The sequence below is a fragment of the Okibacterium sp. HSC-33S16 genome, from assembly GCF_024171565.1.
Classification (GTDB): Bacteria; Actinomycetota; Actinomycetes; order Actinomycetales; family Microbacteriaceae; genus Mycetocola_A.
The window spans coordinates 243,624-258,419 of sequence record NZ_JALJZZ010000001.1; the positions used below are offsets into that span (position 1 = coordinate 243,624).

The window sequence follows — 14,796 nt, forward strand, 5'->3', positions numbered from 1 at the left end:
TTCCCTTGTGACGGAATGCTGAGCGAAGGCTGAGCGTTCAGTTCAGGCCCACCCGTGTGCCCTCGCTGATCACACAGGATGTCGCGGTTAGGATTGCCACCGATGTGCAGGACAGGCCCGTGCCGGAGGGAAGACGAGTTGTGAGCGATACCGACAACCCAGCGCCCCAGCCCAGCCCGACGTCATCATCGACCTCTCGGAGTCTCACCGAGCGTGACATTGCCATTCTTGAGTTCGAGAACCGCTGGTGGCAGCACACAGGACAAAAAGAAGAGGCGATTCGCGACGCCTTTCAGCTTTCGCCTACCCGCTACTATCAGTTGCTGGGCGCGGTGATCGACACTCCAGCCGCGCTGCGGCACGATCCCATGCTGGTGAAACGTCTTCATCGACTGCGGGACGCCCGGCAGGCCACCCGCCGGGCGCGAGCCCGGGGCACCGCCGACTGACGGGTTCCCCCCGCCATTCCGGCGGACGTAGCCACCGACACAACATAGAGGACCAGACACAGCCACATGGCCGATCACTACGCCAAGGACAGGTTCGACGACATCCCGGACGATCTCAAACGCGTCGGTGCTCACCGTGCCCCGCCCAAGGCCGGCAGGGGTTGGCTTGTCTTCCTGTGGGCGGCGCTCGCCACAGTCGTCCTCGTCACGGCTGGAATTCTGGGTCTCTTTGCGCTCAGCGACCGGGTCAATTTCACCGACACGTCCACCACTCCAGCGACCGCGGTTCCTGAGCCGACGGAGACTCCCACCGCCGAAGCGACCATCGATCCCGAGTCCATGGTGACCGTCCTCAACGGAACAGGCACGAAGGGCCTCGCCACCCGAGCCATCGAACAGTTGAACGGTGCGGGCTGGACACAGAACATCACTCCGGGTAACGCCAGCGCAACGGACGTCACCACCACGACTGTGTACTACGAGGACGCCAGTCAGGAAGGCGCTGCTCGCGGTCTCGCGGAGGCGCTCGGCGTGACCAATATTCAGTTGTCCACCCAATTCCAGATTCCGGTGGAGGAAGGCGAAGAACCCATCCTGCAGCTCACCGTCCTACTCGGCTCCGATTTCGACCCTGTGGAGTAAATGGTGGCAGCCGAGTCCCGCCATGTTTCGGGCGGGTTTCGCGTCCGTTCACGCTCGGTAACCATCCGCGACATTTGACAGAAAAACCTATTGCTACCGGCTGTTCTTTCATTAGTATCTGGAACTGGTCGAACATTTTGCTCCACAGTCTGCGCCACACCCGCAGAGTCGAGGGTCAGCACGATGGCCACACCGGATGTGGCGGACCCCAGCCAGCGCCTGCCTGGGTGGAGTGGAACACAGCAATTGGGAGTGACAATGGCGAATGGAACCGTGAAGTGGTTCAACGCTGAAAAGGGTTACGGGTTCATCACCGATGACGGAGCGGGGCAGGACGTCTTCGTCCATTACTCCGCCATCGACATGGGCGGATACAAGGTTCTCGAAGAAGGCCAGAAGGTTGAGTTCGAGGTCGGAACCGGTGCCAAGGGCCCACAGGCAGAGGCGGTGCGCCCGGTCTAACAGCCCAATTTCATCCCTCACCTTTCGCAATGCCGCCCGATTCCCGGGCGGCATTGTCATGTCCGTCCGAACTGGCTTGCACTCGCAGGTGGAGAGTGCCAGAATCGAATTAGCACTCGCAATCATTGAGTGCTAACTACGTTCATCACGTCCGGGAGGGACGAAAAACCACATGGCAAAAATCATTGCTTTTGACGAGGAAGCCCGCCGCGGCCTCGAGCGCGGCCTGAACATTCTGGCCGACACTGTAAAGGTAACGCTCGGCCCACGCGGTCGTAACGTTGTCCTGGAGAAGAAGTGGGGCGCTCCCACGATCACCAACGATGGTGTGTCCATCGCCAAGGAAATCGAACTCGACGACCCGTACGAGAAGATCGGTGCCGAGCTCGTCAAGGAGGTCGCCAAGAAGACTGACGACGTCGCCGGTGACGGTACCACCACCGCAACCGTGCTCGCCCAGGCACTCGTCCGCGAAGGCCTGCGCAACGTTGCAGCCGGCGCAGACCCCATCTCGCTCAAGCGCGGCATCGAGAAGGCAACCTCGGCTGTTATCGCCGAGCTGGTCGTCAACGCGAAAGAGGTCGAGTCGAAGGAAGAGATCGCGGCAACCGCATCCATCTCCGCCGGCGACCCCGAGCTCGGTGCCATCATCGCTGAGGCGATCGACAAGGTCGGCAAGGAAGGTGTTGTCACCGTTGAGGAGTCGAACACGTTCGGCACCGAGCTGGAGTTGACCGAGGGTATGCGTTTCGACAAGGGTTTCCTGTCGGCATACTTCGTCACCGACCCGGACCGCCAGGAGACGGTGTTCGAAGACCCGTACATCCTGATCGCCAACTCGAAGATCTCCAACATCAAGGACCTGCTCCCCGTTGTTGACCAGGTCATCCAGTCGGGCAAGCAGCTCCTCATCATCGCTGAGGACGTCGACGGCGAAGCACTCGCAACTCTCGTTGTGAACAAGATCCGTGGCATCTTCAAGTCGGTCGCCGTCAAGGCTCCCGGCTTCGGTGACCGCCGCAAGGCTCAGCTGCAGGACATCGCCATCCTTACCGGTGGTCAGGTCATCTCCGAAGAGGTCGGCCTCAAGCTCGAGAACGCAACGCTCGACCTCCTCGGTCGCGCACGCAAGGTTGTCATCACCAAGGACGAGACCACCATCGTCGACGGTGCCGGCGACGCCGAGCAGATCGCAGGTCGCGTGGCTCAGATCCGCAAGGAGATCGACAACACCGACAGCGACTACGACCGCGAGAAGCTGCAGGAGCGCCTGGCCAAGCTGGCCGGTGGCGTTGCAGTCATCAAGGCCGGAGCGGCAACCGAGGTTGAGCTCAAGGAGCGCAAGCACCGCATCGAAGACGCCGTTCGCAACGCGAAGGCTGCTGTTGAAGAGGGCATCGTCGCCGGTGGTGGCGTTGCACTGATTCAGGCCGGCAAGACGGCATTCGAGAAGCTTTCGCTCTCGGGTGACGAGGCAACCGGTGCGAACATCGTCCGCGTGGCAATTGACGCTCCGCTCAAGCAGATCGCCCTCAACGCCGGCCTCGAGCCGGGCGTTGTCGCTGACAAGGTGCGCAACCTGCCCGTCGGACACGGCCTCAACGCCGCGACCGGTGAGTACGTTGACATGCTCGCTGCCGGTATCAACGACCCGGTGAAGGTCACCCGTTCGGCCCTGCTCAACGCAGCGTCGATCGCTGGACTGTTCCTCACCACCGAGGCCGTCGTCGCTGACAAGCCGGAGAAGAACCCGGCTCCCGTCGGCGACCCGACCGGTGGCATGGACTTCTAGTCCAAGTCAGTTTCATCGAACTGGGCGTCTCCTTCGGGAGGCGCCCAGTTCGCGTTTAACCGGCGGTCGTTAGCCCATGCGGAAAAGATCGGCGTTGCCACGCTCGACCTCCTGGTACTGGGTACCGGCGCGTCCGAGCGCATGGTTGATGGTGCTGATGCTTTCTTCAACCCGCTGTTGCGTAGCGCGCCAGTCGGACACCACGCTTTGAAACGCGACCGACGCCTCGCCGGTCCACGTGCCCTGCAGCTCGGTGAGCTGCCGCATTAGCCCAGCCACCTCACTCTGGATGGTGTCGATGCTGCCGCGCACACGCGCGGTCGTTCCCATCACAAGGTCGCTGTCGACCTGATATCTGGTCATGATGCCCTCCTCGGCAATCAGCCCCGACCGCCAGATGGTCGGGTCGGGATCGACAGTAAGACGATTGCGGGCCTTGGCCCGTTGCATCCGCTGTGCTGAGGAAAATGGCGCTCGACCGGATTTTGTGAGGGACGTCGATTAGACGTTGGAGGGCGCCTCAACCGCGGCCGCGGGCTGGGCTTCTGGCTCGTGCGACTCATCGGCAGGAGCAGGCGTGTAAAGCGGCAGGGTGACGCGGAAGGTTGCGCCGCCTCCCGGTGTTTCGGTGACGCTCACGGTACCGTTGTGGGCTGCAACGATGGAGGAGACGATGGCGAGACCGAGGCCGGATCCTCCGGTTTCGCGAGCGCGCGAGGAATCGGCACGCCAGAAGCGCTGGAAGATCTTTTCACGAATCTGCGGTGGCACGCCCTCTCCATGATCGATCACGGAGATGGTTGCGGTATGGGTGAGCGGATTCGCGGACACACCAATCTCGAGCGGGCTCCCGGCCGGAGTGAAGCGCATGGCGTTGCCGATGAGGTTCGTGACAACCTGACGGAGCTTGTTCTCCTCGCCGAGGACGATGGCAGGGACTTCGGGCAGCGGCGATGGCTGGATGACGGGCAGATCACCGGAGAGCAATACGCCGGTGGGATCGGACCTACGGGGGCGCCTGCGAAGGCGCGCAAGCGTTGCGCCAGCGAAGGCGATAGGCCCGGTGGCCGGGGGTTCTTCCGCTGGCTGCGGCTTAGTGACGGTTTTCGACGGCGTCTTGTCAGCCTCGACAGGCGGAAGAGGGGCGGTCGGAGGATTGTCAACGACGGCTCGCACGACCCGGTCGGGCGCGGATGCGCTGGCATCCAGCGCGGCGTCACGGGCGATGGGGGAGAGGTCAACGGGCGCCATGACCATCGGCTTGGTCTCATCGAGTCGGGCGAGCTCGAGAAGGTCCTCGACGAGGCCGCCCATTCGGATCGCTTCTTTCTCGATGCGGTCCATCGCTTTGGCGACGTCTTCTGGCGTCTGCAGCGCGCCCATCCGGTACAGCTCCGCATAACCCCGAACGCTGACGAGCGGAGTACGAAGCTCGTGGCTGGCATCACCGACGAAGCGGCGCATCTGTTCGATGGTGCGTGCGCGGTCGGCGAAGGCCCGGTCAATGCGGGCAAGCATGGTGTTGAGGGACCGATTGAGTCGGCCGACCTCGGTATTGGGCGTTGATCCGGCCAGTCGTTGGCTGAAGTCGCCATCAGCGATGGCGGATGCGGTGCGTTCCACTTCGCGCAACGGGTGGAATGCGCTCATCACCAGCACCCGGGTGAGCAGCGCGCCCAGGATGATGACGCCGAGACCGAAGCCGAAGAATATCGTGAAGAGGGTGGCGATGATGGTGTCGGTCTCTCGCATTGAGACGGCAACGAGGATGACACCCATCTCACCCTGATGGTTCCACTGGTAGGGGACGATGACCGCGTGGAACAGCTCTTTTTTGTCGGCGGTGTGAAGCTCGAAGACCTTCTCGCCCTGGAACAGCGCCTCAGAGAGCGTGACCGTCGAGGGCACGATCGGCAGATCGCTCTTGTCACGGTTCTGCCAGGTCGCCGCTCGCAACTTGCCATCGGCGTCGTAGACGGCCGTGAAGTAGTCAGAGGAGACGGCTTCCTGCACCAATTCGCCGGCGTCATCGTCATCCTCGCCGTCGAGGTCCAGGAAGCCCGGAGGTGTTGGGGCCTGCGCGGCAGCCACAAGGTCGGCGTTGACTTTGCCCTCAAGGGCGGGCCGGAGCATGGTCATGGTGCCGACGCCGGCAACAATAAGTCCGAAGGCAAGCACGAGTACCGTGACGCTGGTGATCTTCGTCCGAAGTGAAATCGCGTTCCACCACTCGGCTACTGAATCGTGCATTACACCGTTCGTTTACGCCTTCGCTGTTTTCAGCATGTAGCCGAACCCGCGCTTGGTCTGGATGAGAGGTTCTGTCGAGAACTGGTCGAGCTTCCTCCGGAGGTAGGAAATGTAGCTCTCGACGATGCCAGCATCCCCGTTGAAGTCGTACTCCCAGACGTGGTCAAGAATCTGCGCCTTGCTTAGCACCCGGTTGGGGTTGAGCATGAGGTAACGCAGCAGCTTGAATTCAGTCGGGCTGAGTTCGATTGGTGTTTCTCCGACGAGTACCTCATGAGTGTCTTGGTCCATGGTGAGTTCGCCGGCGCGGATGACAGCATCCTCATCAGCATGCATTGTGCGCCTGAGGATTGCCTTAATGCGGGCGACGATCTCGTCGAGACTGAACGGTTTGGTGACGTAATCGTCGCCGCCAACCGTAAGGCCCATGATCTTGTCTTCGGTGTCATCCTTTGCGGTGAGGAACAGGATGGGCGCGGTGTATCCGGCTGAACGGAGACGCTTCGTCACGCCGAAGCCGTTCATGTCGGGAAGCATGACGTCAAGAATGATCAGGTCAGGCTCTTCTTCGAGAACAGCGGAGATGGCCTGGGCTCCGTTTCCGACGGCTCGCACGGCGAAGCCAGCGAAGCGGAGGCTCGTTGTGAGCAGATCGCGGATGTTCGGTTCGTCATCGACAATGAGAATGCGTGGTCCAGTCATGGCTTCAGTATCTGCGTGTTGCCTGAAATGTTCCTGAACGTAGCCAGTATGGGACTTAGCTCCGGGCGCTAGACGCATATCTCGCACAAGCCTATGGTCGGCTTACTTCGAGAAGGAGGGACCGATGTCCTCACTGAATTCTCCCCACGCCGACCTCTCCGGAGGAATCGTCATTGTCGGCGCGGGGCTGGCTGGAGCCACGACCGCGGAGGCGCTACGCTCCGAAGGCTTTGAGGGCGACCTGCATCTGGTCGGCGCAGAGATGCATCGTCCGTATAACCGGCCGCCGCTCTCCAAGGAAGTCCTCACCGGTGCGGCGGCTCCCGACAGCGCTTTTGTCCATGACTTCCAGTGGTACCTGGACAACGATGTGGAGCTTCTGACCGGCGACGCCGCGGTGGCGCTCGATCTGCCCGGTCGAAGGGTGAGACTGAGCTCGGGCCGCGTTCTTCCGTACCGGCGGTTGGCACTGGCGACCGGTGCCTCTCCGCGAAAGCTTGACGTCCCTGGCGCGCATCTCGCCGGCATTCGATATCTGCGCACCGTCGACGACTCGGCGGTGCTTCGTGCTGATCTTGAGTCAGGGGCAAAGCACGTCGTGGTGGTCGGCTCCGGGTGGATCGGTCTGGAGGTCGCGGCAGCAGCGAGGAGCTACGGCAATCAGGTGACGGTCGTCGCGCCCGGAACTATCCCGTTGGCATCCGCGCTCGGTGCCGAAATGGGAGCGTTCTTCCGAGAACTGCATCGCCAGCACGACGTCCGGTTCCGCATGCGTACGAGGGTGACCGGATTCGTGGGATCCGATGGCGAAGTGCGCGGGGTGATGACGGATGCCGGTCACACCATCGGAGCCGACCTCGTCGTCGTGGGCATCGGCGCTGTTCCCAATGTCGCATTGGCGCGTGAGGCAGGGCTCGATGTCCACGGTGGCGTGTCGGTCGATGCAGCGCTCCGCACAGAGGATCCGGCGGTGTTTGCGGTCGGGGACGTAGCCGACGCCTGGCATCCGACCTTGGGGCACCGACTTCGAAGCGAACATTGGGCGAATGCTATCGATCAAGGGAAGGCTGTGGCTCGCTCCATCCTGGGCCAGAGGGTTTCATACGACGTCGTCCCCTACTTCTTCACCGATCAATATGACGTCGGGATGGAATATGCCGGCTTCTTCTCGCTCAGTTCGGGAGCGGACGTTGTGTACCGCGGCGATGTGGAGTCTGGCGAGTTCGTCGCTTTCTGGCAGCAGTCGGGCCGCGTTGTGGCGGGGATGAATGTCAACGTGTGGGGTGTGAACGACGCCATTAAGCAACTGGTGAGTTCCGCGCGAGTTGTGAAGGCTTCGCGTCTCGCCGATCCGAGCGTGCCCATCGGTGAACTCTGATGCGGGTGCGGCACGATGGGTGTCATGACTGCATCCCGGCCGACCGCCTCTTTTGGATCGCCCCCGCTCATCGCACCGATCCGCACCATCGGATCGCAGAGCTTTGACTTTTCACAGCGAGTCGCAGTCATGGCGGTAGTGAATCGCACGCCCGATTCCTTCTATGACCGCGGGAGTACGTTCGCCTTTGACGCGGCCGTTGCCGCTGCGTTGGCCGCCGTGGCAGATGGCGCGGACATTATCGACATCGGCGGCGCTCCCTTCGCCCCAGGGCCGGAGCTTGCCGTCGCCGACGAGGTAAACCGGGTGATCCCGGTGATTGAGGCCATTCGAGAATCAAGCGATGTCGTGATCTCGGTCGACACGTTCCAGCCCGAGGTCGCGAGGCGCAGTATTGAGGCCGGAGCCGACGTCGTCAACGACACCACTGGGCTACGAAATCCCGACATGGCGGCAGTGATCGCGGACAGTAAGGCCCACGTCGTCATCACTCACAGCCTCGCTGAACCCCGAACGGTGTACGGGAGGCCGACCTACGGCGACGTCGTGGCGGAGGTCGCCGACTTTTTAGGACGGCAGGTGAATCTCGCCCTTGCCTCGGGAATCCCCGAAAACCGCATCATTGTCGACCCGGGGCACGATCTTAACAAGAACACGTTGCACTCACTGGAGTTGACTCGCCGATTCTCGGAGATAGCCGCCCTCGGCTATCCGGCGCTCGCCGCGGTGTCCAATAAGGACTTCGTCGGTGAGACCCTGGACCGCGACCGTGGTGATCGCGTTGCCGGGTCGCTTGCTGCCGCTGTGGTCGCAATCACCAACGGGGCACGGATCCTTCGAATGCATAACGTTCGTGAGTCGGTCGATGCTGCCCGGATGACTGAAGCCATACTCGGTTTCCGCGAGCCCGCCTATCTGCGTCACAACATGGGCGACCGTAATGAGTAAACCTCGCATCACCCTTTTGCAGCAGTCGACCGCAGACGTCACGGACGAAGAAATCCTCGACCTTTATTCGACGCCAGACCGGTCAAGCCCGTGGCTTCGGGTGAACTTCATTTCCAGTATCGACGGGGCGGCGACGGCCAACGGGTTGAGCGGCGATTTAGGGTCCCCGGCCGATCGCCGGGTCTTCGACTTGCTGCGTCGGTTGTCCGACGTCATCGTGGTGGGCGCTGGCACTGTTCGTGCGGAGGGCTACGGACCGATGCGGCTCGACGACGCGTCGGTCGAGTGGAGGATGCAGCACGGTTTGCCGCCGCACCCCGTGTTCGCGATTGTGTCGTCATCGCTCAATCTGGATCCGGAATCAGCGATCTTCACGGGCGCACCTATTCGTCCCATCGTGGTCACGGTAGACGAGGTGTCGGAACGTCGGCGCGAGCGTTTTTCCGAAGTGGCCGACGTCCTTGTCGCGGGACGGTCGTCCGTCGACACGGTGCTCATGCGACAGTCGTTATGCCGACGTGGGTTGACGCAAATGCACTGTGAGGGCGGACCGAGCTTCTTCGCTGACCTCATCCGTGAAGACACGGTCGATGAGCTTTGTTTGACCGTGAGGTCAGTGTTGGAGGGGCCGGGCGCGCCGCGCATCGTGGCGGGAGCGCCAGTCGAGCTTCGGCGTGACTTCGACGTCGTCCACGCGCTGAACGCGGACGACGCTCTGCTCCTGCGGTACGTCCGTAAGGCGGCCGCCAAGGTTTAAGCCGCGATGGAGTTCGCGTCGAGGATCGTGTAGCTGTAACCCTGCTCGGCGAGGAAGCGCTGACGGTTCTGCGCGAAGTCCTGATCGACGGTGTCCCGCGCGACCAGTGTGTAGAAGTTCGCGCTCAGGCCGGATTCTTTCGGCCGGAGCAGGCGGCCGAGGCGTTGTGCCTCTTCCTGACGTGATCCGAACGATCCGGAGACCTGAATCGCTACTGTGGCTTCAGGAAGGTCGACGGAAAAGTTTGCAACCTTGGAGACGACCAGGACGGTGATCTCGCCCTGGCGGAAGGCCTGGAACAAGCGCTCTCGCTCGTCGACCGGTGTTGAGCCGGTGAGCTTAGGCGCGTCGAGCTCCTCCGCGAGTTCGTCGATCTGGTCGAGGTACTGCCCGATGACAAGGATCCGTTCGCCCTTGTGCCGGGCAACCAGGTCACGCACGACGTCGAGCTTTGCCGGCGCCGTGGCGGCCAGCCGATAGCGCTCGTCATCGGCCGCAGCAGCATAGGTCAGCCGTTCCGACTGCGGCAGGTCAATGCGCACCTCGTAACAGGTGGCGGGGGAGATGTACCCCTGGGCTTCGATCTCCTTCCATGGGGCGTCGAATCGCTTCGGTCCGATCAGGCTGAAGACATCGCCTTCGCGACCGTCTTCTCGTACGAGTGTCGCGGTCAATCCCAGTCGACGCCGGGCCTGCAACTCGGCCGTCAGCTTGAAGACCGGTGCGGGGAGGAGATGAACTTCGTCGTAAACGACCAGTCCCCAGTCCATGGCGTCGAGCAGCGCAAGGTGGGCGTACTCACCCTTCCGCTTGGCCGTCAGGATCTGGTAGGTGGCAATAGTGACAGGTTTGACTTCTTTGACTTGGCCGGAATACTCACCGATCTCCTCTTCGGTGAGGCTCGTACGGCGCAGCAGCTCGTCCCGCCACTGCCGCGCGGACACAGTATTGGTGACCAGAATCAGGGTGTTTGTTTTCGCGGTGGCCATCGCGCCCGCTCCGACGAGCGTCTTTCCAGCGCCACAAGGGAGGACAACGACGCCCGAGCCGCCTTCGAAGAAGTTGTCGATGGCCTTCTGCTGGTACCCGCGCAGGTGCCAATCCTCGAGCGTCAGATCAATCTGGTGCGGTGTTCCCGGCGTGTATCCGGCAAGGTCTTCCGCGGGCCAGCCCAGCTTCACGAGTTCCTGCTTGAGCTGCCCGCGGGCCCACGTGTCGACGAGATAGGTGTCGGGAGTGGGGTGGCCGATGAGAAGCGGCGCGATCTTCTTCGCACCTGCGATCTCCGTCAGGACCGCTTCGTCTGTCGAGCGAAGAACGAGCTGGTTCTCGTCGTCCCGCTCGATGATAAGGCGGCCGTAGCGCGACACGGTCTCTGCGATGTCGAGGGAGACGGTGGTTGGGATGGCGAACTTCGAATACTTCTCGAGGGTGGCCAGCATGTCGTCGGAGTTGTGGCCGGCGGCGCGAGCGTTCCAGAGCCCGAGGCGAGTGATCCGGTAGGTGTGGATGTGCTCGGGGGCGCGCTCGAGCTCGGCGAAGACAGCAAGGTCATGTCGCGCGTCCTCGGCGAGGGGATGAGCGACCTCGAGCAGAACAGTGCGGTCACTCTGGACGATCAGTGGGCCATCAGACATAACTAGAAACCCTATAACCGAAGGCTGGGAACGACGTCTGTCTCTATTTCAATTCGAGGATGCTTGAGAGCGGGAGCGTGCGCTCGATGTCGGCCCGTTTGTCGCGGGCTCGCAACCGGCCGCCGGATACGCCGGTGGGTTCGAGCACAAAGTCGAGTGGGCCGGCGCCGGGCACCTGCACGGTAACCGTCACCGTTTGCTTCGCGCGGATGGCCGCGTCCAACTGGCGCGCAACCCAGGCCTGCCGTGAGTCACCCGCCGACTCAGCTTCGGCTGCGCGGAGGTTCGCGAGCAGCTCGGCATGGTCGGGCTTGCTCTCGATGATGGGAACTGTGGCCATTCGCTGGCGGCGCAGGCTGAGGAGCGACCCGTCGGGATTCTCGGCCGCGACGGGGTACCGGGCATCACTGAGCGCCCAGAACACCACCTCGAACTCGAACCGGCTGACGAGTTGCAGGTGCCCGGTGCGGCGAAGCCCGATCGGGCCAAGGGCCTGATCCACCTCGAGCAGCCCGATCATCGAGCTGTCCGGCGATCGAACGTAGCTGCGCACGTCAGGATCACTCGAAGATCCCGACGCCACCATCCCGACCCGGACGGTGCCGAATCGCGCCGCCGCCTGCGAGATGAGGTAGTGCACGGGCTGTGGAATCCCGGTGAGTGAAATGCTCTCGAGGAAGGCGAGCATGTCCTCGGCCGATCCACCGGCGGACAGGCCCCGGTTTACGCTCTCCGGCGAGAGCCGGTAACTGTACGCCTGCGCCCGGTTCTCCAGCTCGGCAAACGCCCGCAGCCGAAGGTCGAGCTCAGGGTGCAGCGGCCCGGGAGCAATGATCGAGAGGTCGTGCTGCAGGTAGACCTGCCGAACGTGGGCGGGAAAAAGGGGAGCCATCGCGCTCGCTGCTGCCGTGGCATCCCCTGTCAAGAGAAGTGAACCGGCCGTGCTCAGGACCTGTGTGGACGGCGATGGTCCGCTCGTGATGCCGAGAAGAGCCGCATGTGCGGCCACCCGGGCAACCGCCTCGCGAATCCAGTCCCCGCCGGCGGGGTAGAGCCAGTGTGCGTAGGCGTGCAGCGCGTCACCCCAGTTGGCCCTGGCGCTGAGTACCGAACGCACCTCAAGTGGGATGGCATCGAGCCATGCGGCCGCGAGGGCCTGCCAGCGGTGGTCAGTCGTCGTGTGCAGCCACGCCTCACCGGCCGCTGTCGGGTGCCAGCCGCCGGGCTCGTGCGACGCCAGGCCGCTGCGCACCGCGAGGTCGAGGTGACTGTCGACCGCGGGCTCATCGACCTGCATGGCGTGGGCCAGGCGGCGCCGTTCGGGCAGGGCAGGGCCGCCCTTGCCCAATTCCCGGGCCGGGTGAGAGAGAAGCTCGACGATCAGCTCGGCGGTCGCCATGGTCGTCGAGAACGCCCGTTCAGCGGCGGCAGGATCACTCACTGACACGGATGCCCCTGCGCGCGCCCCAGGGACGGCCGGCGGTTCGATGGTGGCCAGTTCGGCAAGGTCCGGAAGTCCAGCCTTGGGCCAGCCGTCGAGCACAGCCGAGACCGCGATCAAAGCGGCGTAGCCGGTGGCTGACCGGGTGAGGAGTGCAAGGTCGACGGCCGCATCGGCGCGCTCGGTCACCTGCTCGGCGCTGAGCGTGCCGATGCGTTCGGCGAGTTCGGGCGCACCGCTGGGCTCGTGCGTTGCGGCGGCGAGCACGGCAAGCGTGTGCCGGTCGAGACGCTGCAGGATCGCCCGGATGCTGGTCGGATCGAGGAGCGACTCGGCTAGGTCGAAAAAGTCCTTGACCCGGCCGCGAGCGGAGAGGGGACGTCGAGTGAGGAGGTTCTCGAGCGATGCATCGTCCCGCAAGCGAAGGCTGCCTGCGAGGGTCATAATGTCCGTCATGAGCAGCCTGCGACTCAGTGTTGGGTCGTCGTGCGCTTGTTTTCGCGGGACCGTCGAATCACACTCGTGATCATCAACGTGATGAGAACCACGAAGGCGAGCGGGAGGCCAATGTACGGCACCATCACAACGACGGGCCAGATGCCGCCTGCGAAATCGCTCGACCCCATTCCCTGCCAGGTTCCGATGATGATCGCCAGGAACGTGCCGACAGAGAGAAGAACGAGGCCGAGCAGCATAAACGCGAGAACGCGTTCGAAACGGCTCACGGGGGCTGGATTATTGACGCTCACACTGTTCAGGATATCTCTCCGAGCGAAATCCGGCAGAACTCGCTCGATGCGCGACGCTCTAAGCTTGAGGGAAGCGCGCATACTGCCCGTTTCTCGTTCGGCTCTCGCCGTAACGAGTGCACCACTCGCCGGTACGCCGGCGTCTAGTTTCCTGCGAGGTTGAGTCCATGCCCACCGGCAAGGTTAAGTTTTACGACGACGAGAAAGGCTTCGGCTTCATCTCGAGCGATGACGGACAGGAAGTTTTCCTGCACGCCTCAGCTCTGCCCGCCGGCGTGACCTCGGTCAAAGCCGGCACTCGACTCGAATTCGGCATCGCCGATGGCAAGCGCGGCGTTCAGGCGCTCTCGGTGCGGGTGCTCGACGCACCGCCGAGCCTGGTCAAGATGAAGCGCAAGCCCGCAGACGACATGGCGATCATTATTGAAGACCTGGTGAAGCTGCTTGATGGCCTCGGTGGAGATCTCCGCAAGGGTCGTTACCCCGACAACGCACATAGCCGCAAGGTCGCACAGTTGCTGCGCCGGGTGGCCGACGAACTGGACGCGTGATCGCCGCGCCACGTTGGGCCCGCCGTCTTTTCACGAGGAGCACTCCGATGAACACAGCCGAGAACTCCACGACTGAGAATCCCATGGCGGAGCCGTCAGCACCTGAGGCATCCTCCGACCTGTTGACCCGACCCGAGAGCGCGGTCGAGGCGCCAGCCGTCGACAACGGTCCCGGCGACTCGTCCGAGCAGTCGGCGGTTGGACGCATGGAGCGTGAGGACAAGATTCAGGCCACGGATGCCGTCGGTGCGGCAAACGCCAGCGGTTCGGTCGAATCGCCAGCTGGCGGTGCCGCGAATGCCGAGGAGCCTGAGGTTGAGGTGGCAGAACCAGTCGCACCCAAACCGGCTCCCGTAGCAGATGAGGTCCTTCTCGCCGCTGTTGACATCGCGCGCGCCGCGCTTCGTGATGTCACTCCAGCGTCAACTATCGGCGAGCCCGTTGGGCATGTCGTGGAAGACGACCACGTGCTCTCGCTGCTGTTCGCAACCACCCTTCCCGGGTACCCGGGCTGGAACTGGACCGTGACGCTGGCTCGGGTTGAAGATGGCGAACCGATGGTTCTTGAAACCGAGTTGATGCCGGGCGACAAGGCTCTGCTCGCTCCGGAATGGGTGCCGTGGTCTGAGCGACTCGCCGACTACCGCGCGTCCCAGGAAGCCGCTGAGGCTGAGTCTCGGGCGCTCGCGGAGGCGGCAGCGGAACTCGAGGACGACGAAGACGACGAGGACGAGGGCTTCAGTATTCTTCACGCCGGCGACCTCGACGGGGTAGACGTCGACGAGATTGATCCGTCAGAAGACGACGATTCCGAGGATGATGACGACGAGTCCGACGATGATGATGACGAGTCGGAGGATGATGACGACGAGTCCGAGGATGATGACGACGAGTCCGAGGATGATGACGACGAGTCCGACGACGACGATGATTCGGACGACGACGAGTCCGAGCGCACCTACTAGATCCTCAGTCCCTCGTCACAGCACAATGCCCGCCACTGAAAAGTGGCGGGCATTGTGCGTGAGGGCGGTTGCC

The 14,796-nt window shown here is 63.0% G+C and carries 15 protein-coding genes; 9 read left to right on the forward strand and 6 right to left on the reverse strand.

Going from position 1 to position 14,796, the window contains the following annotated elements; genetic code table 11:
* Positions 1-140: 140 nt before the first annotated feature.
* The 4 genes from L1277_RS01185 (at position 141) to groL (ending at position 3,345) form a co-directional block, all read left to right on the forward strand.
* Positions 141-449, forward strand: coding sequence for a DUF3263 domain-containing protein (locus tag L1277_RS01185; RefSeq protein ID WP_253374533.1), 309 nt, complete (start codon positions 141-143; stop codon positions 447-449).
* A 66-nt stretch (positions 450-515) separates the two neighbouring features.
* Entirely contained in the window at positions 516-1,091 is a 576-nt protein-coding gene (locus tag L1277_RS01190) for a LytR C-terminal domain-containing protein (RefSeq protein WP_253374534.1), read from the forward strand.
* A 258-nt stretch (positions 1,092-1,349) separates the two neighbouring features.
* On the forward strand, positions 1,350-1,553 hold the full coding sequence (locus tag L1277_RS01195; protein WP_253374535.1) for a cold-shock protein: 204 nt from the start codon (positions 1,350-1,352) through the stop codon (positions 1,551-1,553).
* Positions 1,554-1,725: 172 nt separating this feature from the next.
* The gene (gene groL, locus L1277_RS01200; protein WP_253374536.1) at positions 1,726-3,345 is read left to right on the forward strand and encodes a chaperonin GroEL; all 1,620 of its coding nucleotides are present in this window, start codon (positions 1,726-1,728) and stop codon (positions 3,343-3,345) included.
* Positions 3,346-3,414: 69 nt separating this feature from the next.
* Here the strand turns inward: groL and L1277_RS01205 are convergent, their stop codons facing one another.
* From L1277_RS01205 to L1277_RS01215, 3 genes are all read right to left on the reverse strand, one after another.
* Positions 3,415-3,708, reverse strand: coding sequence for a WXG100 family type VII secretion target (locus L1277_RS01205; RefSeq protein WP_253374537.1), 294 nt, complete (start codon positions 3,706-3,708; stop codon positions 3,415-3,417).
* A gap of 138 nt (positions 3,709-3,846) precedes the next feature.
* The gene (locus L1277_RS01210; RefSeq protein WP_253374538.1) at positions 3,847-5,595 is read right to left on the reverse strand and encodes a HAMP domain-containing sensor histidine kinase; all 1,749 of its coding nucleotides are present in this window, start codon (positions 5,593-5,595) and stop codon (positions 3,847-3,849) included.
* Positions 5,596-5,607: 12 nt separating this feature from the next.
* Complete coding sequence (locus L1277_RS01215) at positions 5,608-6,297, reverse strand: response regulator transcription factor (protein WP_108391630.1); 690 nt, start codon at positions 6,295-6,297, stop codon at positions 5,608-5,610.
* Between the two features lie 124 nt (positions 6,298-6,421).
* Between L1277_RS01215 and L1277_RS01220 the strand changes: the two genes are divergently transcribed.
* From L1277_RS01220 to L1277_RS01230, 3 genes are read left to right on the forward strand one after another with little or no spacing between them, the layout of a single operon-like run.
* Positions 6,422-7,675 carry an NAD(P)/FAD-dependent oxidoreductase gene (locus tag L1277_RS01220; protein ID WP_253374539.1) on the forward strand — a complete coding sequence of 418 codons (1,254 nt, stop codon included), beginning with the start codon at positions 6,422-6,424 and terminating at the stop codon, positions 7,673-7,675.
* 24 nt (positions 7,676-7,699) lie between these two features.
* A complete protein-coding gene (gene folP / locus L1277_RS01225; RefSeq protein WP_253374540.1) occupies positions 7,700-8,623 on the forward strand; it encodes a dihydropteroate synthase in 924 nt (307 codons plus the stop codon).
* Positions 8,616-9,380 carry a pyrimidine reductase family protein gene (locus L1277_RS01230; RefSeq protein ID WP_253374541.1) on the forward strand — a complete coding sequence of 255 codons (765 nt, stop codon included), beginning with the start codon at positions 8,616-8,618 and terminating at the stop codon, positions 9,378-9,380. The genes folP and L1277_RS01230 overlap by 8 nt, the downstream gene beginning before the upstream one ends.
* Here the strand turns inward: L1277_RS01230 and L1277_RS01235 are convergent.
* From L1277_RS01235 to L1277_RS01245, 3 genes are read right to left on the reverse strand one after another with little or no spacing between them, the layout of a single operon-like run.
* Entirely contained in the window at positions 9,377-11,017 is a 1,641-nt protein-coding gene (locus tag L1277_RS01235; protein WP_253374542.1) for a DNA repair helicase XPB, read from the reverse strand. The two genes, L1277_RS01230 and L1277_RS01235, sit on opposite strands and share 4 nt — an antisense overlap.
* 43 nt (positions 11,018-11,060) lie before the next feature.
* Complete coding sequence (locus L1277_RS01240) at positions 11,061-12,914, reverse strand: helicase-associated domain-containing protein (protein ID WP_253374543.1); 1,854 nt, start codon at positions 12,912-12,914, stop codon at positions 11,061-11,063.
* Positions 12,915-12,928: 14 nt separating this feature from the next.
* A complete protein-coding gene (locus L1277_RS01245; protein WP_253374544.1) occupies positions 12,929-13,183 on the reverse strand; it encodes a multidrug ABC transporter ATPase in 255 nt (84 codons plus the stop codon).
* Between the two features lie 191 nt (positions 13,184-13,374).
* On the opposite strand from L1277_RS01245, the gene L1277_RS01250 reads away from it, so the two are divergent.
* Both L1277_RS01250 and L1277_RS01255 read left to right on the forward strand, forming a co-directional pair.
* Entirely contained in the window at positions 13,375-13,758 is a 384-nt protein-coding gene (locus L1277_RS01250; RefSeq protein WP_253374545.1) for a cold-shock protein, read from the forward strand.
* A 47-nt stretch (positions 13,759-13,805) separates the two neighbouring features.
* Entirely contained in the window at positions 13,806-14,723 is a 918-nt protein-coding gene (locus L1277_RS01255; RefSeq protein ID WP_253374546.1) for a DUF3027 domain-containing protein, read from the forward strand.
* Positions 14,724-14,796: the final 73 nt, after the last annotated feature.

Excerpts from the sequence above, each read along its gene's own strand:
- L1277_RS01210 (WP_253374538.1), bottom strand. The coding sequence starts at position 5,595 with ATGCACGATTCAGTAGCCGAGTGGTGGAACGCGATTTCACTTCGGACG.
- L1277_RS01255 (WP_253374546.1), top strand. The coding sequence starts at position 13,806 with ATGAACACAGCCGAGAACTCCACGACTGAGAATCCCATGGCGGAGCCG.
- L1277_RS01190 (WP_253374534.1), top strand. The coding sequence starts at position 516 with ATGGCCGATCACTACGCCAAGGACAGGTTCGACGACATCCCGGACGAT.
- L1277_RS01220 (WP_253374539.1), top strand. The coding sequence starts at position 6,422 with ATGTCCTCACTGAATTCTCCCCACGCCGACCTCTCCGGAGGAATCGTC.
- L1277_RS01205 (WP_253374537.1), bottom strand. The coding sequence starts at position 3,708 with ATGACCAGATATCAGGTCGACAGCGACCTTGTGATGGGAACGACCGCG.
- groL (WP_253374536.1), top strand. The coding sequence starts at position 1,726 with ATGGCAAAAATCATTGCTTTTGACGAGGAAGCCCGCCGCGGCCTCGAG.
- L1277_RS01250 (WP_253374545.1), top strand. The coding sequence starts at position 13,375 with ATGCCCACCGGCAAGGTTAAGTTTTACGACGACGAGAAAGGCTTCGGC.
- L1277_RS01230 (WP_253374541.1), top strand. The coding sequence starts at position 8,616 with ATGAGTAAACCTCGCATCACCCTTTTGCAGCAGTCGACCGCAGACGTC.
- L1277_RS01195 (WP_253374535.1), top strand. The coding sequence starts at position 1,350 with ATGGCGAATGGAACCGTGAAGTGGTTCAACGCTGAAAAGGGTTACGGG.
- L1277_RS01240 (WP_253374543.1), bottom strand. The coding sequence starts at position 12,914 with ATGACGGACATTATGACCCTCGCAGGCAGCCTTCGCTTGCGGGACGAT.
- L1277_RS01235 (WP_253374542.1), bottom strand. The coding sequence starts at position 11,017 with ATGTCTGATGGCCCACTGATCGTCCAGAGTGACCGCACTGTTCTGCTC.
- folP (WP_253374540.1), top strand. The coding sequence starts at position 7,700 with ATGACTGCATCCCGGCCGACCGCCTCTTTTGGATCGCCCCCGCTCATC.
- L1277_RS01215 (WP_108391630.1), bottom strand. The coding sequence starts at position 6,297 with ATGACTGGACCACGCATTCTCATTGTCGATGACGAACCGAACATCCGC.